This is a genomic window from Hydrogenobacter subterraneus, assembly GCF_055390195.1.
Window position 1 is genome coordinate 1,069,478 of sequence record NZ_AP042473.1, and the last position, 17,387, is coordinate 1,086,864.

At 41.7% G+C, this 17,387-nt stretch carries 17 protein-coding genes, 1 rRNA gene and 1 pseudogene; 15 read left to right on the plus strand and 4 right to left on the minus strand.

All coding sequences use genetic code 11. From position 1 onward, the window contains the following. The first annotated feature begins 5 nt into the window (after nt 1-5). Nucleotides 6-1,655, plus strand: coding sequence for an ATP-binding protein (locus ACZ5GB_RS05825; RefSeq protein ID WP_464326317.1), 1,650 nt, complete (start codon nt 6-8; stop codon nt 1,653-1,655). Further along, the gene (locus tag ACZ5GB_RS05830; RefSeq protein ID WP_464326318.1) at nt 1,627-2,847 is read left to right on the plus strand and encodes an N-acetylmuramoyl-L-alanine amidase; all 1,221 of its coding nucleotides are present in this window, start codon (nt 1,627-1,629) and stop codon (nt 2,845-2,847) included. The genes ACZ5GB_RS05825 and ACZ5GB_RS05830 overlap by 29 nt, the downstream gene beginning before the upstream one ends. On the opposite strand, the gene ACZ5GB_RS05835 is transcribed toward ACZ5GB_RS05830, so the two are convergent. The 3 genes and pseudogenes from ACZ5GB_RS05835 to ACZ5GB_RS05845 all read right to left on the minus strand — a co-directional run. Beyond that, the gene (locus tag ACZ5GB_RS05835) at nt 2,804-3,451 is read right to left on the minus strand and encodes a 7-carboxy-7-deazaguanine synthase QueE (protein ID WP_464326319.1); all 648 of its coding nucleotides are present in this window, start codon (nt 3,449-3,451) and stop codon (nt 2,804-2,806) included. The genes ACZ5GB_RS05830 and ACZ5GB_RS05835 overlap by 44 nt on opposite strands. Then, complete coding sequence (infB, locus tag ACZ5GB_RS05840) at nt 3,418-5,580, minus strand: translation initiation factor IF-2 (RefSeq protein ID WP_464327821.1); 2,163 nt, start codon at nt 5,578-5,580, stop codon at nt 3,418-3,420. The genes ACZ5GB_RS05835 and infB overlap by 34 nt, the downstream gene beginning before the upstream one ends. A 96-nt stretch (nt 5,581-5,676) precedes the next feature. Then, nucleotides 5,677-5,757 (minus strand): annotated as a pseudogene (locus ACZ5GB_RS05845) (hypothetical protein); the annotation flags it as partial. A gap of 78 nt (nt 5,758-5,835) precedes the next feature. Here ACZ5GB_RS05845 and nadC point away from each other — a divergent pair. The 13 genes from nadC (at nt 5,836) to ACZ5GB_RS05910 (ending at nt 17,245) form a co-directional block, all read left to right on the plus strand. Next, nucleotides 5,836-6,654: a carboxylating nicotinate-nucleotide diphosphorylase gene (gene nadC / locus ACZ5GB_RS05850; protein ID WP_464326320.1), complete on the plus strand. Its 819-nt coding sequence runs from the start codon at nt 5,836-5,838 to the stop codon at nt 6,652-6,654. 11 nt (nt 6,655-6,665) lie between these two features. Beyond that, the gene (gene corA, locus ACZ5GB_RS05855; protein WP_464326321.1) at nt 6,666-7,607 is read left to right on the plus strand and encodes a magnesium/cobalt transporter CorA; all 942 of its coding nucleotides are present in this window, start codon (nt 6,666-6,668) and stop codon (nt 7,605-7,607) included. Continuing rightward, nucleotides 7,604-8,056 carry a hypothetical protein gene (locus ACZ5GB_RS05860; RefSeq protein WP_464326322.1) on the plus strand — a complete coding sequence of 151 codons (453 nt, stop codon included), beginning with the start codon at nt 7,604-7,606 and terminating at the stop codon, nt 8,054-8,056. The genes corA and ACZ5GB_RS05860 overlap by 4 nt, the downstream gene beginning before the upstream one ends. After that, nucleotides 8,040-8,888 carry an ROK family protein gene (locus ACZ5GB_RS05865; protein WP_464326323.1) on the plus strand — a complete coding sequence of 283 codons (849 nt, stop codon included), beginning with the start codon at nt 8,040-8,042 and terminating at the stop codon, nt 8,886-8,888. Before ACZ5GB_RS05860 ends, ACZ5GB_RS05865 begins: the two co-directional genes overlap by 17 nt. A gap of 74 nt (nt 8,889-8,962) precedes the next feature. Continuing rightward, nucleotides 8,963-9,223 (plus strand): hypothetical protein, encoded by a 261-nt coding sequence (locus ACZ5GB_RS05870; RefSeq protein ID WP_464326324.1) that lies wholly within the window; start codon nt 8,963-8,965, stop codon nt 9,221-9,223. Nucleotides 9,224-9,233: 10 nt separating this feature from the next. Further along, entirely contained in the window at nt 9,234-13,100 is a 3,867-nt protein-coding gene (locus ACZ5GB_RS05875; protein WP_464326325.1) for a pilus assembly protein, read from the plus strand. Further along, a complete protein-coding gene (locus ACZ5GB_RS05880) occupies nt 13,085-13,618 on the plus strand; it encodes a pilus assembly FimT family protein (RefSeq protein ID WP_464326326.1) in 534 nt (177 codons plus the stop codon). Before ACZ5GB_RS05875 ends, ACZ5GB_RS05880 begins: the two co-directional genes overlap by 16 nt. Further along, nucleotides 13,603-14,253: a prepilin-type N-terminal cleavage/methylation domain-containing protein gene (locus tag ACZ5GB_RS05885; protein ID WP_464326327.1), complete on the plus strand. Its 651-nt coding sequence runs from the start codon at nt 13,603-13,605 to the stop codon at nt 14,251-14,253. Before ACZ5GB_RS05880 ends, ACZ5GB_RS05885 begins: the two co-directional genes overlap by 16 nt. Continuing rightward, nucleotides 14,250-15,170 (plus strand): PilW family protein, encoded by a 921-nt coding sequence (locus ACZ5GB_RS05890; protein WP_464326328.1) that lies wholly within the window; start codon nt 14,250-14,252, stop codon nt 15,168-15,170. The genes ACZ5GB_RS05885 and ACZ5GB_RS05890 overlap by 4 nt, the downstream gene beginning before the upstream one ends. Next, complete coding sequence (locus ACZ5GB_RS05895; protein ID WP_464326329.1) at nt 15,125-15,676, plus strand: hypothetical protein; 552 nt, start codon at nt 15,125-15,127, stop codon at nt 15,674-15,676. Before ACZ5GB_RS05890 ends, ACZ5GB_RS05895 begins: the two co-directional genes overlap by 46 nt. A gap of 40 nt (nt 15,677-15,716) precedes the next feature. After that, nucleotides 15,717-16,142: a TonB-system energizer ExbB gene (gene exbB / locus ACZ5GB_RS05900; protein WP_464326330.1), complete on the plus strand. Its 426-nt coding sequence runs from the start codon at nt 15,717-15,719 to the stop codon at nt 16,140-16,142. Continuing rightward, nucleotides 16,132-16,515 carry an ExbD/TolR family protein gene (locus ACZ5GB_RS05905; RefSeq protein ID WP_464326331.1) on the plus strand — a complete coding sequence of 128 codons (384 nt, stop codon included), beginning with the start codon at nt 16,132-16,134 and terminating at the stop codon, nt 16,513-16,515. The genes exbB and ACZ5GB_RS05905 overlap by 11 nt, the downstream gene beginning before the upstream one ends. A gap of 4 nt (nt 16,516-16,519) precedes the next feature. Further along, on the plus strand, nt 16,520-17,245 hold the full coding sequence (locus ACZ5GB_RS05910) for an energy transducer TonB (RefSeq protein ID WP_464326332.1): 726 nt from the start codon (nt 16,520-16,522) through the stop codon (nt 17,243-17,245). A gap of 7 nt (nt 17,246-17,252) precedes the next feature. Here the strand turns inward: ACZ5GB_RS05910 and rrf are convergent. Then, nucleotides 17,253-17,372: ribosomal RNA gene (gene rrf, locus ACZ5GB_RS05915) — 5S ribosomal RNA — on the minus strand. Nucleotides 17,373-17,387 lie beyond the last annotated feature (15 nt).

Below are 17,387 nucleotides of genomic sequence, written 5' to 3' on the forward strand. Positions count from 1 at the left end.
TATGCATGAGGGTGGGAATAGTTCTTGGTACAAAGCCCATTAGCCCTTTGGAGTTTTGGATAGGGGTAGAGGAGGGTCAAGTGGTTCAACTGGACGATGTGCTTTACGTAGAAAGTAAAATAGGAAATACACCTGTTAAATACTATGGTATCGTTAGTGAAGTGCATAAGTTCCTTGAGGGAGCTGAGTTTGTTTATGATGCCCACCTTGTAACAAAAGGTCTAATACCCGTAAACATTGCCTACGTTGCTAAGCTAAACATAACGAGGATAGAACCAGAGATTTTTGCACCGCCATCGCCCGGAGATGGTGTTTATATGGCCAAAGGTGAGGAGTTTGATAGGGCGCTCTATTACGACCAGATGAAGGAAAAGATCCCAGCCGGTCTTGACAGGAACGGCAATGTGGTTTATGTAAACTATCACTTTATAAACGGCGTGGAAGGGGCGCACGTAAGCATATCTGGCATGTCCGGCATAGCTACAAAAACTTCTTACGCCCTTTTCCTTCTTTATTCCATACTGGAAAAGGCGAGGGACAAGGACAGAGTGCATGGGATAATCTTTAACGTAAAAGGGAAGGACCTTCTTTGGCTTGACAAGAGAAGCAAGGTGCTTGATGAGGAAAGCAAGGAACTATACAAAAGGATGGGCTTAAGGCCCGAACCTTTTAAAAACGTCAAGTTTTATGTGCCTCCTTCTCCAGACAACATAAACATACCCGATTGTGAAAGGTTGGATGAAAAAGTAGTGCCATTTTATTGGAGTATGAGGGAGTTTGCAGAGGAAGGGCTAATAAGGTTTATGTTTACAGAGGGGGAAGAGGGTATATCAAACATACACTATGTTATGGACAGGGTGGCCAACAGGCTCTATTACCTTGCACAAAATAGCCCAGAGGGCCGTCTTTTGGATGGTCTTGGAAGGGACATAGACAGCTTAAAGACTCTTGAGAAAAGGCTTGAGGAAGCTATAAGGGATAAGGAGCAGGATAAAAACTCAGAGCTTTATAGAAGCTGGTTTGGCGAAGCCCAAATACAAACAGTGCAAGCTTTTTTTAGAAGGTTTAGTAGAGCCTGTGATTATATAAACAGGTTTATAGGTGAGGATTCAAACCCACCCAACTGGCGAGAAAACAGGCTTTCTGTGATAGATATAAGTGGTCTTCATAGCATAGCCAAGATGTTTGTGGTAGGCGCCATATTAAAGAAGGTATTCAGACAAAAGGAAAACATAGGAAAGCCCGATCCTAAGGTTTTTGTGGTTCTTGACGAACTTAATAAGTATGCACCCAAGGATGGGTGGAGTCCCATAAAGGATGTGGTTTTGGACATTGCAGAAAGGGGTAGGAGCTTGGGGGTGATCCTAATAGGCGCCCAGCAGACTGCCAGCGAGGTGGAAAAAAGGGTTATAGCCAACTCTGCCCTAAAGGTGCTTGGTAGGATGGACTCCAGCGAGGTGCTTGGAAAGGAATATGAATATCTGACAGGAAACTTCCGCCAGAGGGCCATAATGCTAAAGAAAGGCACCATGATACTTTACCAGCCGGACATTCCAAACCCTATGATAATTAGGTTTCCAAAGCCCGCATGGGCAACAAGACCTTCTGAGGTAGAGGAGGAGGTTTATGTTCCTGAGGATTTTGGTAATTTTTAGCCTGTTTTTTAGCTTGGCTTTTTCTCAAACAGCCTTGGTTAGGGTAGGTAAGTACAGCGACAAGGAGCGTATAGTCCTTCAATTGGATAAGAAGGTGGATTACAAAGTGCTTACCCTTGAAAACCCAAAGAGAATCGTGGTAGATATTATGGAAGATGTCAAAGTAAGTCTTCCAAAAGATATACAGGCGAGGGTGGGTAGGCACCCATGGGGCACAAGGGTTGTTATTGAGAAAAACTTTGATGAAGTAAAAGCCTTCTCCCTTCAAGAACCCTTTAGAATAGTGTTGGATGTTTACCTTCCAAAAGCTACGGGTGAGCCTGTGGCAAAAAAGGATGGAGAAGATGAGCTTTTGGAAATAATAGACCCAAGCTTTATAAGGGTCTTGAGATACACAGAGAAAACAAAAGACCAGGCAAGGGTGATAAACGAAGTAAGAAAAAGCCAGGTGATAACACAGAGAAGGGTTATAGTTATTGACCCGGGACATGGAGGACATGACCCAGGGGCCATTGGTTATATGAACATTAGGGAAAAGGATGTGGTTCTGGCCATAGGCAAAAAGCTTGCAAAGTTCCTTGAAGAGGATGGAAGGTTTAAGGTTATAATGACGCGCAAAGATGATACTTTTATACCCCTTCAAGAGAGGTCTAAGATAGCCCTAAGCAATAGGGCGGACCTACTCATAAGCATACATGCAGATGCCCATCCTCAAAAGCTACCATACGCCAGAGGCACCACCGTATTTGCCATATCTTCAGAAGCAGCGCAGAAAAAACGCCAGAGTATAGTAAATAACGATCAGTATGCCAAGCTTGTTCTGGGAAGGGCAGATATACCAACGCAAGCAAAGGTGGTCCTTGCAGACCTTGCTATGGATGTGACCTTGAACGAAAGCGTAGTGTTTGGGAGTAAGCTGGCAAAGGTTATAAGAAGAGAGCTTGGAAGGGATGTGCATTTTAGGGGTATTCAAAGGGCTGGGTTTGCAGTGTTAAAAACACCCGGCATACCGTCGGTTTTGGTAGAGGTGGGCTTTATGACAAACCCAGAGGAAGCTCTTATGATGTCAAGTGAAGAGTTTCAAGAGAGTTTTGCAAGAGCTTTATACCTTACCATAGTGGATTACTTCTTCCCAAGCTCCCAAAAGGTTACTTCAGCCCAAGAAGCTTATGCACCTGGGGCAGAACCCTAACTTCATAGCCAAGGTGCAAAAGCTTATTTTGTAAATCTAAAGCCTTCTCAAGGAACTGGGCCTTATTGCTCTCTGGTTGAAGCACCACACAGGACCTTTTGAGAAAATCTTCAAAGGCAAGTAGCACATCAAGGTTTAGATTCTCATCCACCACAAACTTAAGCTCTTTTGCATACTTTCTTATTTTTTGATGCACATACCAACCTGCTACAGCCTTTGGAGAACAGGTTATATGTATATTTTCCGCCACATCCTCAAGCTCTTCCTGCCATAGGGTTCCGTTGGTTTCTATCTGCACAGATTTTCCCATTTTTAACAACTCTTTTACAAGGTCAGGTAAGCTAACTTCTGTAAAAGGCTCACCACCGGTTATAACTATGTGCTTGTGAGGATAGGTTTCCACAAGGCTTATAAGGTCTTCAAGGCTTGTGGATGGGTTTTTAAAGGGCAAAGCAGAAGGTTGGTCGCACCATGGACACCGTAAATTACAGCCTTGAACTCTTATAAAGAGGCTGGGAAGGCCCACCAAAAGGCCTTCCCCCTGTATGCTTGGATAAACCTCATTTATGCTTATTGAGGCTTTTCTAACTTCACTTCGTAGCATTCTATAATATCACCCACCTTTACGTCGTTGTAGTCTTTCAGCTTTATACCGCACTCAAATCCCTTGGCAACCTCTTGCACATCCTCTTTGAACCTTTTTAAGCTCTCTATCTTGCCATCAAAGATGACCACACCATCCCTTATGAGCCTTGCTTTGGCGTTCCTTAAAATCTTTCCATCCAACACATAACAACCTGCTACAGTTCCCACACCCTTTATCTTAAAGGTAGCCCTAACCTCCGCAGAGCCATGCACCACTTCCCTTTCTACAGGCTTTAGCATACCCCGTAGGGCCTTCTTTACATCCTCTATAGCCTCGTATATGATGCTATAAAGCCTTATATCTACCTTTTCTGCCTCTGCAGTCTCTCTTGCCTTTACGTCGGGCCTTGTGTTAAAGCCTATTATTATGGCACCGCTTGCCTTTGCCAGCATTACATCGTTTTCTGTTATACCACCCACATCGCCGTGGATTATTCTAACGGAGACCTCCGGAGTGGAAAGTTCACTAAAGGATTTTTTAAGAGCTTCTAAGGACCCAACCGTGTCTGCCTTTACTATAAGCCTTAGCTCTTTTAATTCTCCCTCTTGTATCTTTTTGAAAACCTCTTCCAACACAAAGCCTTTTGAGACTTTTTCCATCTGTTCTTTTTTGAGTTTTCTTTGCTCAGCTATCTGCCTTGCCTTCTTTTCATCTTCCACTACCTTTAACTGGTCTCCAGCCATAGGAAGCTCTTCAAAGCCAAGCACTTCAACGGGAATGGAAGGACCAGCCGAATTGACCCTTCTGCCTTTGTCATCAAACATCGCCCTTACCCTACCGTAGGTGGTCCCAGCTACAAACACATCTCCCACTTTTAGAGTGCCTTCCTGCACCAAGACGGTAGCAACCACACCCCTTTGTTTATCAAGCTTGGACTCTATTATGGTTCCCCTTGCAGGCTTGTTAGGATTGGCTTTTAGTTCAAGGATATCTGCAAGGAGGAGTATGTATTCAAGAAGTGTATCCACGTTTTGGCCAGTTTTTGCAGAGACATCCACAAAGATTGTATCACCACCCCATTCCTCTGGGATAAGCCCAAGCTCGGAGAGTTCTCTTCTCACCTTAAGCGGGTCTGCATCAGGCTTGTCTATTTTATTTACCGCTACAATAATTGGAACGTTAAAGGCTTTGGCATGGTTTATGGCCTCCACCGTTTGGGGCATAACGCCGTCATCGGCAGCTACCACAAGCACGGCAATATCTGTAACCTGCGCGCCCCTTGCCCTCAAGGAGGTAAAGGCCTCATGGCCAGGTGTGTCAAGGAAGGTTATCTTCCTTCCATCGGGCATTTCTACCACAGAGGCACCAATATGCTGAGTTATACCACCTTTTTCCCTTTCTGCCACCCTCGTTTTCCTTATGGTGTCCAACAAAGTAGTTTTTCCATGGTCCACATGGCCCATTACCACAACCACGGGAGGCCTGGGTTCACCACCTTCTTCCACTACTTCTTCTTCCTCTTCTTCTTTTATTTCTTCCCTTTTTATCTCAGCAAGAAAGCCCAAGGCTTCTGCCACTTGTAGGGCAACCTCTGCAGGCACCGTTTGATTTATCGTTGCCAATATTCCTCTTTTGAGAAGCTCTGCCATTACTTGATTGGGTGGAACCTTCATTAGTTCTGCAAGTTCTCTAACAGTTACCACTTCCGGTATTTGCACTATCTTAATTTCTTCTTCCCTTTCTTCTCTTTTTTCCTTCTTTATCTGTTGTTCTAATTTCTTCAGGATTTGCTCTTCTCCTTTGCTCTGCTTTTCCTTTTCTTTGGGTGGTTGCGGTTTTTGTGGCTTTTCTTCTACCTTTTGGTCGCGTGGTGGTGGCACGGGTGGTGGAGAAGGTATCCTTGGAGGGAAGGGTCTCCTTTCCTCTGTTCTACGTGGTTTTTCTTTCTCATAAGGTCTTTCTTTTTTCACCCCAGTTGTCTCCTTTACAAAATGTTTGGTTTTTTGTTCTTGTGGTTTTTGAAACTTAGGTTTTTGTTCTTTCGGTAGCTTTTCTTCCTTTGGAGCTTCTATGGCTTGAAGGCTTTCAGCCTTAACTTCCGGTTCTTTAACCTCCACCAAGCTAACATCCTCTATAGGTTTTTCCATTGATTCTGCAGGCTTCTCCTTTGAAGGTAGAAGATTATCATACACTATTTGAAGCTCCTCTTCATCAAGGTAAGCAAAGTTGCCCTTTTCTATACCCCATTCCTTAAGCACTTCCCTTATCTTCTTTACTGGCACACCCAGCTCTTTTGCCACATCTTGAACTCTCAATTTTCCCATAGTTTATAATTATAAGCCTAAAATATTGCCTGTCCCAAGGGTGCGTAAAAACTTTATGTTTTATATCAAGGTGATGGTATGATAGATAGGTTATTGCTAAGCTTTCTTGAAGAGGATATAGGACATGCGGACATAACCACTGAAGGTGTATGCAGGGGAGAAAAGGCGAGGGCTGTGGTTGTGGCTAAGGAAGGGGGAGTTTTGGCAGGTATAGGCTTTGCCCTTAGGGTCTTTGAACTTTTAGGCGGTGTAGAGCTTATAAAAAGCCTTAGAGATGGGGAAGAGTTTTCAAAGGGTGATGAACTTCTTGTATTGGAAGGACCCTCAGGTGTACTATTGAAGGGTGAAAGGGTAGCTCTAAACTTGATGCAAAGACTAAGCGGCATAGCCACTGTAGTAAGAAGGTATGTAAAGACCTTGGAAGGTACAAATATAAAGCTTCTTGATACAAGAAAAACAACGCCCGGCATGAGGTATTTTGAAAAGTATGCAGTTAGAGTTGGTGGTGGTATAAACCACCGCTTTGGCCTATATGATATGGTGCTAATTAAGGATAATCATAAGGCTGTGGCTGGTAGCATAAGAGAGGCAGTTAAACGTGTAAAAGAGAGGCTTAGCCCTGCCTATAAGGTTGAAGTTGAGGTGGAAAACCTACAAGAATTGGAAGAAGCTCTTGAATGTGGTGTGGATATGGTGCTTTTAGACAACTTTTCTCCAGAGGAGGTAAGGGAAGCTGTAAAGATTACAAAGGGTAGGGTTTTAGTGGAGGTATCCGGCAATATAAACCTTGAAAACATAAAGGATTATGCCATAGAAGGTGTGCATTTTATATCAAGTGGAGCCATTACCCACTCTGCCAGGTGGCTTGACCTTAGTATGAAGATGCGTAAGCTGTAAAATATTATCTAATGATAAACATATACGCAAGCCTGGGAGGTACCTTCAAAAAGTATGGACTTGACCAATTTGGTGATATAAGAAAGGAGGCTGTCTTATGGCTTGATGTGGAAAAACCCACCGATGCGGAAATTGATTGGCTAAAAAGTGCAGTAGGCTTTAAAATGCCTCCAAGGGAAGTTTTTGGAGATATAGAGATAAGCAGTAAATATAAGGAAGAAGAGGATGCCATTTATATGAACCTTTCCTTTGTTATACAACAAAAAGAGGATATAAGCGTAGAACCTGTCCTTTTCTTTATAAAGGGAAGATATATGGTAAGCATTAGGTATAGAGATATTCCAAGTATGCTAATTTTTATAAAAAGAATGGAAGAAAGCCCTATAAATTTTCAATTTCCAGAGGCAATATTTTCACAGATAGTTAATATTGAAGTTGATAGGCTGGGGGATAGGCTTGAAATACTTGGTAAAAGGATAAGAAACCTAAGAAAAGAGGTTTTTGCAGAACAATCTGAAGAGATTATTAGAGAAATATCTTACTATGATGAACTGAATATTACCATAAGGGAGACTATAAATGAAAAGCTAAGAGTTTTGAGCCATTTTGTTAAAAGTCCAAGAGTAAACGCTCAAACCAAAAGGGAGATAAAAGTAGCCTTAGATGACCTTCATACCTTGCTTGACTACACAAGCTTTTATATGGACAAGCTGGATAGCATACAGAATTCCCTATTGGGCCTTATATCCATAAAGCAGAACGAGGCGGTTAAAGTCTTTACAGTTATAGCTACCATATTTCTACCAGCTACTTTGATAGCCAGCATATATGGCATGAACTTTGACAACATGCCTGAACTCCATTGGAAGTATGGTTATCCTTTATCTCTCTTTCTTATGGTGATTGTTACCCTTTCTCTTATATATTGGGTAAAGAAGAAAGGATGGTTATGAGGATAAAATATAGCAAAGAGAACCTTCTTATAGGCTTTTTTATAGTCCTTGGCATATCCTACCCTTTCCTTATAGCCTTGCTCATATTCTTTGAGGATGCTATGGAAAGAAAACATACAATGGAAGAGGTAAAAGCCTTCTATAGCTTTTTATTAGGCTTAGAGGAATGTAAGGAGGACAAGGCTTTTGAGCTTTCCAAGATTTTAGATGAAGGTCTATACAAAGAACTTGGCGGAGAAAAGGGCCTTATCTCCATATGTCAGTCCTATAGAAAATCCTATCCTTCGGCCATGGCAAAAGATAAGGTGTTGAAAGATGATGAGCTTTTGGTGGACCTGCTCGTTAAGGAAAAAGGTATTATAAAAAAGGTTGCTTCTGTTAGGCTTTACTTTGAGAGGGGAGAGGAAGGTGTAAAGATAAAGAGGGTGGAGTATGAAAAAGGGGGTTGATATTGGTGGCACTTTTGTAAAGGTATACTGGGAAAACGGGAAAAAGGAAAAGCATTATATAAAGGATGTTTCTAAAAACAGAAAGGCCTTTTTGGAAAGGATAAAAAACATTGTGCTTGAGGGAGACCCAGAAGAGGTTGGAATAGCAGTAGCTGGTTTCACTTCTTTGGATGGTGTGGTCTATAGGTCTCCCAACATACCAGCCCTTGATGGAGTAAACCTCAAAGAAGTATTTGCAGGCCTTAAGGTAAAGGTTATAAACGATGTTTCCGCTGGCGCTCTTGGCGAGTGGTTTTATGACCACAGGGACAGTAAAGTTTTACTTTTTGTGGCCATAGGCACTGGATTGGGTGGTGGCCTTGTAATAGATGGTAGGCCCTTTCTTGGCGCTTGTGGTAGCAGCTTAGAACTTGGACATCATATTATTAAGGCTGGGGGAGAAAAATGTAGCTGTGGTAGGTTTGGCTGTTGGGAGGCCTACTCCTCTTCCTATGGCTTTGAAAGGATATACGAGAAGGTCTCTGGCCAAAGGCTAAAGGACTTTGAGATAATAAACAAGGCCAAGGAAGGCGACCCCATGGCCTTAGAAGCTCTTATGGAATTTAGAAGGTATCTTCTCCTTGGTCTTATGAACTCCGTGCATATCTTCAATCCAGATAGAATAGTCTTAGGCGGAGGTCTTATAGATGCCATGAAAGACCTACTTGGAGGTCTTGAGGAGGACCTAAAAGCCATGTGTGAAAGTTTGCCAGCTAAATGCTTTAAACTTTTCTTTTCTTCCTGTGCAGAATACTGCATGGCAAGGGGGGCCCAAGCCCTGCTAAGGATTTAAACCTTGCATTTCACAAAAACATCACGTAAACATAGAAAGATAGGAAAATAATAGAAAGTAAGAGGAGGAAGAAGATGAGAAAGGTCTTAATTGTGGGGCTTTTATTGGTAAGCTTGTCGTTGGCCTTAGAACTTAGAGATGTGCAAATAGAGGTAAAGGGTGATATTATAATGGTTAACAAAAAAGAGTATACAATTTCAAAGGACGTTAAGATAGAAGGACCCTCAGGTCAGGAGCTTACCTTAGAGAGCCTTCCCTCTGCAAAGACTATAAGGCTTGAGTTTGATAAAAGGGGAAAGGTCATATTTATAAAAGTTCTAGAGTGGTGGATATGAGGTGGGCACCATGAGAAAAGTGCTGTTTTTGATAGTTATCTTACTTTTGGCTTTCACGCAGACAAAGCCAGCCCAAATGTCTGATTACTGTTATGTACCACCTTTTATATCAAACGCAGTAAAGCCCAACGTTCTTATAGTTATGGATTTCTCTGGATCCATGCAATTTCCAGCCTATGTGCCATGTGATTTTTTGGGATATACTAAGCAAAAAACGGCAAACTGTGGAACTTCTTATATAACCTCCTCATCTCCTGCTAAGTATGACACTAACAAGATTTACTCGGGATACTTTAATCCAAATAAATGCTATAGTTATTCAGGATCAAACTTTGTAGAAGCAAACTGTGATTGTTCTAACAAGATCGGCACCTCCTCCTGCATCTCTGGAAACCTTTTAAACTGGATAAGTGCCACAAGGATTGATATAGCCCGTTGGGTTTTGACTGGCGGAAGGTCAAGCTCTTCTCAAGGCAACACATTTCTTATAAGCGAAGGAGCCATATACACTATATATGACTCAAACCTCAAATGCCAATTCCAAATAACCGCCGGCCAACCCAGCAACAGAAGTTTAACAATAAGAAACTACAATGGAACTTGTCCCCTTGGAAACAACGCTATAAACAACGCACAGCTTCAAATAAGACCTTCAGACCCATCTTCTATTAAAGGAATTATTCACTCCTTCTGTGATACTTCAAACTTAAACGGACAGATCAATGAAAAATGCCAGCTAATAATGGAATTTATGGTTTTTGCAAGTGATGGGAGATATGGAGAAATAAAGGTTGGGAAACAGGCTACTATATCGGATCTAATAAACGCCATAAATAATGAAACTCCTTACTACGGTACTCCCACTGGTGAGGCTATGTGGGAGGCGTACGATTTTTACAAGCAAAGCAACGACCATGACTACGAAAAAAACACTGCCTATATTGGTAGGGGTAATGGCAATACGGACCCATACTACGATGGTTCTGGTAAAAATTCTTACGCAGTATCCTGCAGGAAGAGCTTTGTTCTCCTGCTCTCTGACGGTGCTTGGAATGGGAATGTGGACCCAGTAGTGCCTGCCCGTATTATGGCAACGCAGGACCTCAGAAGCGACCTACCAGGAAAGCAAAATGTTTACACCTATGCAGTTTATGCTTTTGGCGATTTGGACCCTAATACAAAACTTCAAGGAAGACAGGCTATGATAACCACCGCCATCTTTGGTGGTTTTGATGACAGAGACAACAACACATGGCCCTATCCATTTACAAATATTCAGTATCCTAATGGCAGTGGAACCTGCAGTAGTCTTGAATACACTATAAGAACAAATATACAAACACCAACTCAAACTTACTGTAATAGCAGAGGAGTTCAATACCCACTTCCCCAGTGTAATCCTAATAGTTCTTGGGATCCCAAGTGCGCCGAATGGGATACAGCCCAACCACCTAAGGGCCTCCCTTACAACTTTTATGAAGCAGATGATGCTGAAAGCTTAAAGAGCGCCCTTCTTTCCGCCTTTGCAGATATTCTCAAAAGAGCTTCCTCCGGTTCTACTGTGGCCACACTTTCCGGTAGATCACAAGTCTCTCAAGTTGTCATACAGCCTTACTTTAGACCAACCTACCCAACGGCTAATGTGGAACTAAAGTGGCTTGGCTTTCTTAGAAGCTTCTGGATAGATACTAAACAAAATTTAAGGGAGGACACTGTTGAAAGTAAGGTCCTAAACATAGGAGGAAACCTTATAGACAAGATATTCCAAATCTTCTTTGATGATAACACCAACGAAACTAAGGCGTCCATAGTAGATGATATAGATACCTGTAGTTCAAGCACCACAAAGCGCTTGGATGAGGTCATACCTGTTTTTGATGCGGGTTGTAGGCTTGCAGAAATAGACCCAGCCCAAAGGAAGATCTACTATAACAAAGATGGAAATCTCACATCCTTTACTACAGGGGAGGCAAGCAACCTTACAAACATCTGGAAAGTATGCTCCAACAACCAAAGTATACTTTGTACCAACAACGGCGATTGTGGAGGCAATGCGTGCGTTAGCGCAGATGCCAGCTGTATTATAAGGTATATAAGGGGAGAGGACAATCCTTCTGGATGTACATCCTATGACTATGTAAAAAGACCAAGAACTCTTGATGTCTCTGCTTTTTGCAGTGCGTTAGGCATAAGCGGAAATAAGGTTTGGAAGCTTGGGGACATAATAAACTCAAGTCCAGCAATAGCTGGGCCGGATCCATTAAATAATTACCACCTTAGGTATAACGACCAGAGTTATTTACAATATATTGTCAGCGAAAGCTATAAAAAGAGGCCAACCGTAGTTGCCGTTGGTGCCAACGATGGCATGCTTCACATATTCAGAGTGGGATATCTTAAAAAAACAGATGAACAATATAGACCAGTAAGGCTTGTAAACGACCAATTTTCTTCAAGCTCTGACCTTGTAGGTGAAGAAGTGTTTGCCTTTATACCAAAGAATGCCCTTCCCTATCTTCTTTGGTATGGAAACCAAGACTATTGCCATGTGCCAACGGTGGATTATAGGGTAATGATATTTGATGCAAACTTTGGCACAGCTCAAAATCCCAATTGGCGCACCCTCTTGGTAGGAGCCATGGGCTTTGGCGGGAAAGCGATAACAACCTCTTCTGGATCCTTTAGCTCCTCTGTCTTTGTCCTTGACCTAACAGATTGGTTAAACAATAACCTTTCTGGCACACCACAGCTCCTTTGGGAAACATCTCTTCCTGACGGAACACTTACGCTTTCCTTCCCGGCTATTGCTAAAGTGGAGGATAATTGGTATGTGCTTGTGGGTAGTGGTCCAAAACATATAGACCAGACCTTGGGTGAGAGCTATACCAATTCACCTAAGGTGTATATCTTTAACCTAAGGAATGGGAGCCTTGTAGCAACGGAAGATGTAAATGTACCGGGTGCCAGCTTTGCCATAGGCGATATTATGCCTGTAGATATAGACAACGATTACAACGATGATGTAGCATACTTTGGCCTCTATGGTAAAAAGCAATCTGGAAGTATTTTTGGAGCTCTTATGAGGATAAACTTTAGAGCCCAAAACGGATACCTAAACCCTAACAATTGGACTGTAAGCCAAGCCTTTGACTTTGGGAACTCTCCAGCTCCAGTTTTTGGAGCTCCAAGCTACACTTTAGATGAGTACAACAACTTCTGGGTATTCTTTGGTACAGGAAAGTACCTAAGCCTTGCAGACAAAACTATAAACTACACAAACTACCTTATAGGCTTTAAACATGGAACAAAGTATGACGCCTGGCAATCGGCTAGCACTGTATATTTAAGCGATCTCCTCAACCGCACAGGCTGGACAACGCCTATACAGATAATAGAAACAACCCAGATGTGCGTATGCGATAAAACAGGATGTAGTAATAGAGAAATTGTTACCGATGCGTCCGGATCTTTGGCAGATGAACCTTCTACAGGTTGGTATATTAGGCTTAGTGGTGAAGCCATATACTCCCAGCCCTTTGTCTTTGGTGGAACTGTAAACACTCTTTCAGCAGTACTACCTCAGGACATATGCTCTATGGAAGGTAGCTCTAAGCTTTACTCTCTCTACTACAAAACTGGAACGCCTTACCCAAGGCCTACGGTTTTATCACCTGAAGCTGTGGTAAACAATAAGGTACAGCAGAGTATCAATCTTGGTATAGGTATCCCGCCCTTAGGCATGCCCTTCCAGGTGGTAGCAGGAACGGGTAAGGAATATCAAGCTTATGCTCAAATTTCTACGGGCGGAATATTGAAGCTTCAACAACAGGTTACACAACCATACGAGGGTAGGTTCTTGCTATGGATAGAAAAGTAAAAGGCTACACCATAATGGAAATTTTGGTGATAATAGCTATACTTTCCATCCTTGCTGGCTTTGCTTTCGTAAGCTTTAGAAACATAGTTTTAAACCAGAGGTTAAAAGCCTCCACAGATAACCTTGTAAGCGTGTTAAATACCGCAAGGATGTATTCTATGACAGGGAGGGATGTTCGTGGAATAGGGCCAAGACCATGGGGTGTTTATGTAACTGAAGATGGTAGAAGGTTTATTCTCTTTGAAGACACAAATTCCAATTGTCGGTGCGATAACAATTGTAATAACGGCGAAGAAGTGGTAAAGACTTTTCAAATGGAAAGCGGAGTAAAAGTAAGGAATCCTCTCGTTATAGTCTTTGACAAAAAGGGATACCCAAGGAATGCTATATGTGGCTTTGGTGCGACTAACATAATTATAGAATCAGAAACCTTGAACAAAGCCAGAACTATATGCATTAGCAGGTATGGTAGGATAAGAGTAGTGGAGGGTGAAATAACAACATGTGTGGAAAACTAAACAGTAAAGGCTTTACCATCATAGAGCTTCTCATAGCCATGCTTTTTCTTATGTTTGTGATGATAGGCTTTTTGCGTGGTGTATTAACTTATATACAGTTTTCTTTGGATGCACGCATGAAAGATACGGCAAGTAAAGCCATAAGAGACTGGTCTGGATATCTTGAAAGCTTGCCTTACAATGCAAGCCTTATAAGTCCTGATCCATATCCAAACAGTTCAAACAATTGGGGCAACGCTTCCATTGAATGTTATGATCAAAATAATTGCACCTCCTTTAAAATTACAGCAGAAGATACTAATTCCGACGGAGATAATATTTCGGATTTCTATGACCCATACAATGGCAATAACTATAGCGACTACTTTAAAAATCATCCGTTAGACACCGCAGATTGGCTTCTTATAGGACCAAAGCCTCATCCTCTATGTGATGATCCAAATATTCAATATAATTGTCCACCCAGGCAGTATTCCATAGGGAACAGAAGGATATATGTAGGAATTACCGTAGCAAGGCTAATTCAAAAGAATAATGAAATAGGCAAAGCCTTTGGCATTACCGCATGGTATTTTAGTCCCATAGATAATAGATATAAGTATGTAAGCACTACCCTTATAAAGAGGAAGCCATGAAGAAGGGTATTACATTGGTTGAGCTTTTGATGGTTATTGGGATAACCCTTATACTCGCAGGTGGAATCTTTTATGCATATAGAGAAGTGTTTCAAAAAGGGGTTTCTCAAAGTCTTGTGGCAAAGAATGAACAGGAAGCTCAGTTCTTGATTTCTACCCTTGTTTCCGAGCTTTCCTCTGTGGGCTTTGGTATAGACAGAAGCAGGCTTCAGATACCACCTCTCATAGCCATATCTGAAAATGGAGTGGAATTTTTGAGCTTAGCCACAAGGCAAAATAATAGCGCAGGATGTTGGAGCTATGTAGATAATAATGGCAACATAGCTACCCAAACTGCAAGGGATTATCTTGGAAGGGAGTGTAATACTGGCAACAATAGATGGGAATGGTGCGTTTGTTTAGAACCTATAACTAAAAGCTGTAGAGGAAACTGTGTAGTTCCAAACTGTGCAGACCCGCAACAAAATCAAAGCTGTAGAAACATGATGGTCTTTGATATAAGTAGTAATAATAGTAATAATCCGCCTAATTATCCCAACGACTTTATAACGCGGTATTACTTAGACGACCAAAGCCAAACAGCCTCTCGTTTATGTGCAAATGAAACTCGAACACTTATGAAACAAGTAGGTAATGATGCACCACAACCAATAATAGATTGTGTGGGAGCTTTTAGAGTCAGGTATATAACCAACCAAAACGGAAGTGCCGTATACAGCGACAGTGTTGATAATGTAAACAACCTTCTAGGATTAAGGCTTTGCTTGCTTCTACAGATAGGTGGAAGACAAAGCGTGGCTATGGATGTTCCGCAGTTTAGCCAGTCATGTGGAGGTGGTCCTGTACCAAACAACAATTGGAGGTTTTACAGATGGTCAGCTATAGAGGTGGACATACCATTGAAAAACATAAGGTAAGAGGTATAGCCTTAATATCCGCCCTTATAATTTCGGTTATTGTATTAGTACTTTTGGGTAGTTTATACTTTATGCTGACAAGGCTTTTTGAGACATCGGAAACTACACGAACTTACTCTTCTGCAAGAGAGGCGGCTGTTGCAGGAGTGAATTATGCCATAACTTCAGGAATCTTTGATACTATAGCCAGTCTTGGAATTTGTCCCGATGGTACTCCATCTGTTAACAATCCTCGCTGTCCAGTTTTGGCAGGGCAAGGAGGTAACATTCAATTGGGATGCACCTTTAACCTCCAGTTTAGATTAAAAGGCACCAATGAAATTTACACAAATAGGATTACCGTGTGCTTTCTTGGATATACTCAACCACCTGGTTATCCTCTTATTGGAGTAGCCTATAGTAGACCAATGCCAGGGAATAAAGGCAATATATATTCAATCATTTCCGAGGTGCGCGACCCTCAGGGAAGGGTTACTACCAGAATAGAAGCCGTTTATACACCTTAAATCGTTGAAAATCTCATAACTTTATATTAAAATTAACACCATGGATTGGATAAAAACCTCTGTAGATTACGGAGTTATCGGTATTTTGGCCTTTTTGAGTTTTCTCAGTGTAGGTGTTGCCATTGAGAGGTATATGTATCTAAAAAAGGTAGATTTAAAAGCCTATAAAAGTAGGCAGGAGATTGAAATAGATTTAACAAGGGGGCTTTTTATAATAGCCTCTGTGGCCTCTAACGCTCCATACATTGGGCTTTTGGGAACGGTGCTTGGTATAATGCTTACCTTTTACACCATAGGACAGGAGGGTTTGGTGGATACAAAAAAGGTTATGGTTGGCCTTGCTCTGGCTCTCAAGGCTACTGCTTTGGGGCTTTTGGTAGCCATTCCTTCCTCTGTACTTTACAACTATCTTCTAAGAAAGGTCAAAGAGAAGATAAGCCTTTGGGAGATGGAAAATGGAGGATAAAGAGTTTAGCTCCATAAATGTTATACCCTTTGTGGATATACTGCTTGTGCTTCTTACCATAGTGCTTATAACCGCAAGCTTTATGGTGCAGGGTGCCATACCAGTAAATCTACCCAAGGCAAAGGAAGGAAAAGAAGAAGCCTTAAAAAGCCTTGAGATAGTCCTTACAAAGGAAGGTGAGATATACTTTGAAGGGAAAAGGGTAAATTTGCAAGAGCTTGAGAATATTTTAAAAAGCATTAGTCCTTCTACTAAAATAAGCCTTTCCACCGATAGAGATGCCAAGGTGCAGTCTTTGGTTAGCCTTCTTGACCTATTTAAAAGGTATGGCTTGGGAAAGGTTGTAATAAGAACGGAAAGAGATGAATCATAGTGATATGAAATTAAAAGCTTATAGCTTGTCTTTTATTCTGCACTTTTTGCTTTTAGTTATGATCCTATTTTTTGCAAGTACTTTTAATAAGGAACAAAAAATAATAGAAGTAAATCTAAACATTGAGGATTTTAGAATAGAGAAGCCGTCTACAAAAGAGGAGATAAAAGGACAAGAAAAACATAGTTATAAAAGTATGCCCGAAAAGCTAAAAGCTAACCAATCCCAGATTATCAAAGATACAAAGGAAGAAACTAACATACCACCAATGCAAACACAAGAGGTAAACCAGCCTGTTTTTCAAAAAGATAAAGATGAAGCCAATCAATATACACAGGCAAAAAGTATTGGTCAAACTGCCCAGGCTCAAAGTAATGGAGAAGAGGTCACAGCTTCAAAGAATGTTAAAAAAGAGTCTAAAGAGGGTTTAAGCAAAGAGCATGCTCAAGAGATGTTCTTAAAAGAGAAGCTTTCTGTTATCTCTTCAATCATTCAAAAGAATATTAGCTACCCGCCTTTAGCTCGCAAAATGGGATGGGAAGGCAAGGTAATAATCTGCATACATCTTAGAAGTGATGGCACTTTGGAAGATGTGAAGATAGAAAAAAGCTCTGGCTATGAACTTTTGGACAGAAATGCCTTAGAAACGGTTAAAAAGGTAGCACATCTTTTTCCAAAACCGCCTGTAGATGTGATAATAAGGCTTCCTGTGAGTTATAAATTGGAATAATTAAAAACCCCCGGGACGACCTACTTTCCCGTGCCGTGCGTCCGGCACAGTATCATCGGCGCTGGAGGGCTTAACTGCCGGGTTCGGAATGGAAACCGGGTGTTTCCCCTCCGCTATGGTCCCGAGGGAAGCTTTGGCATCT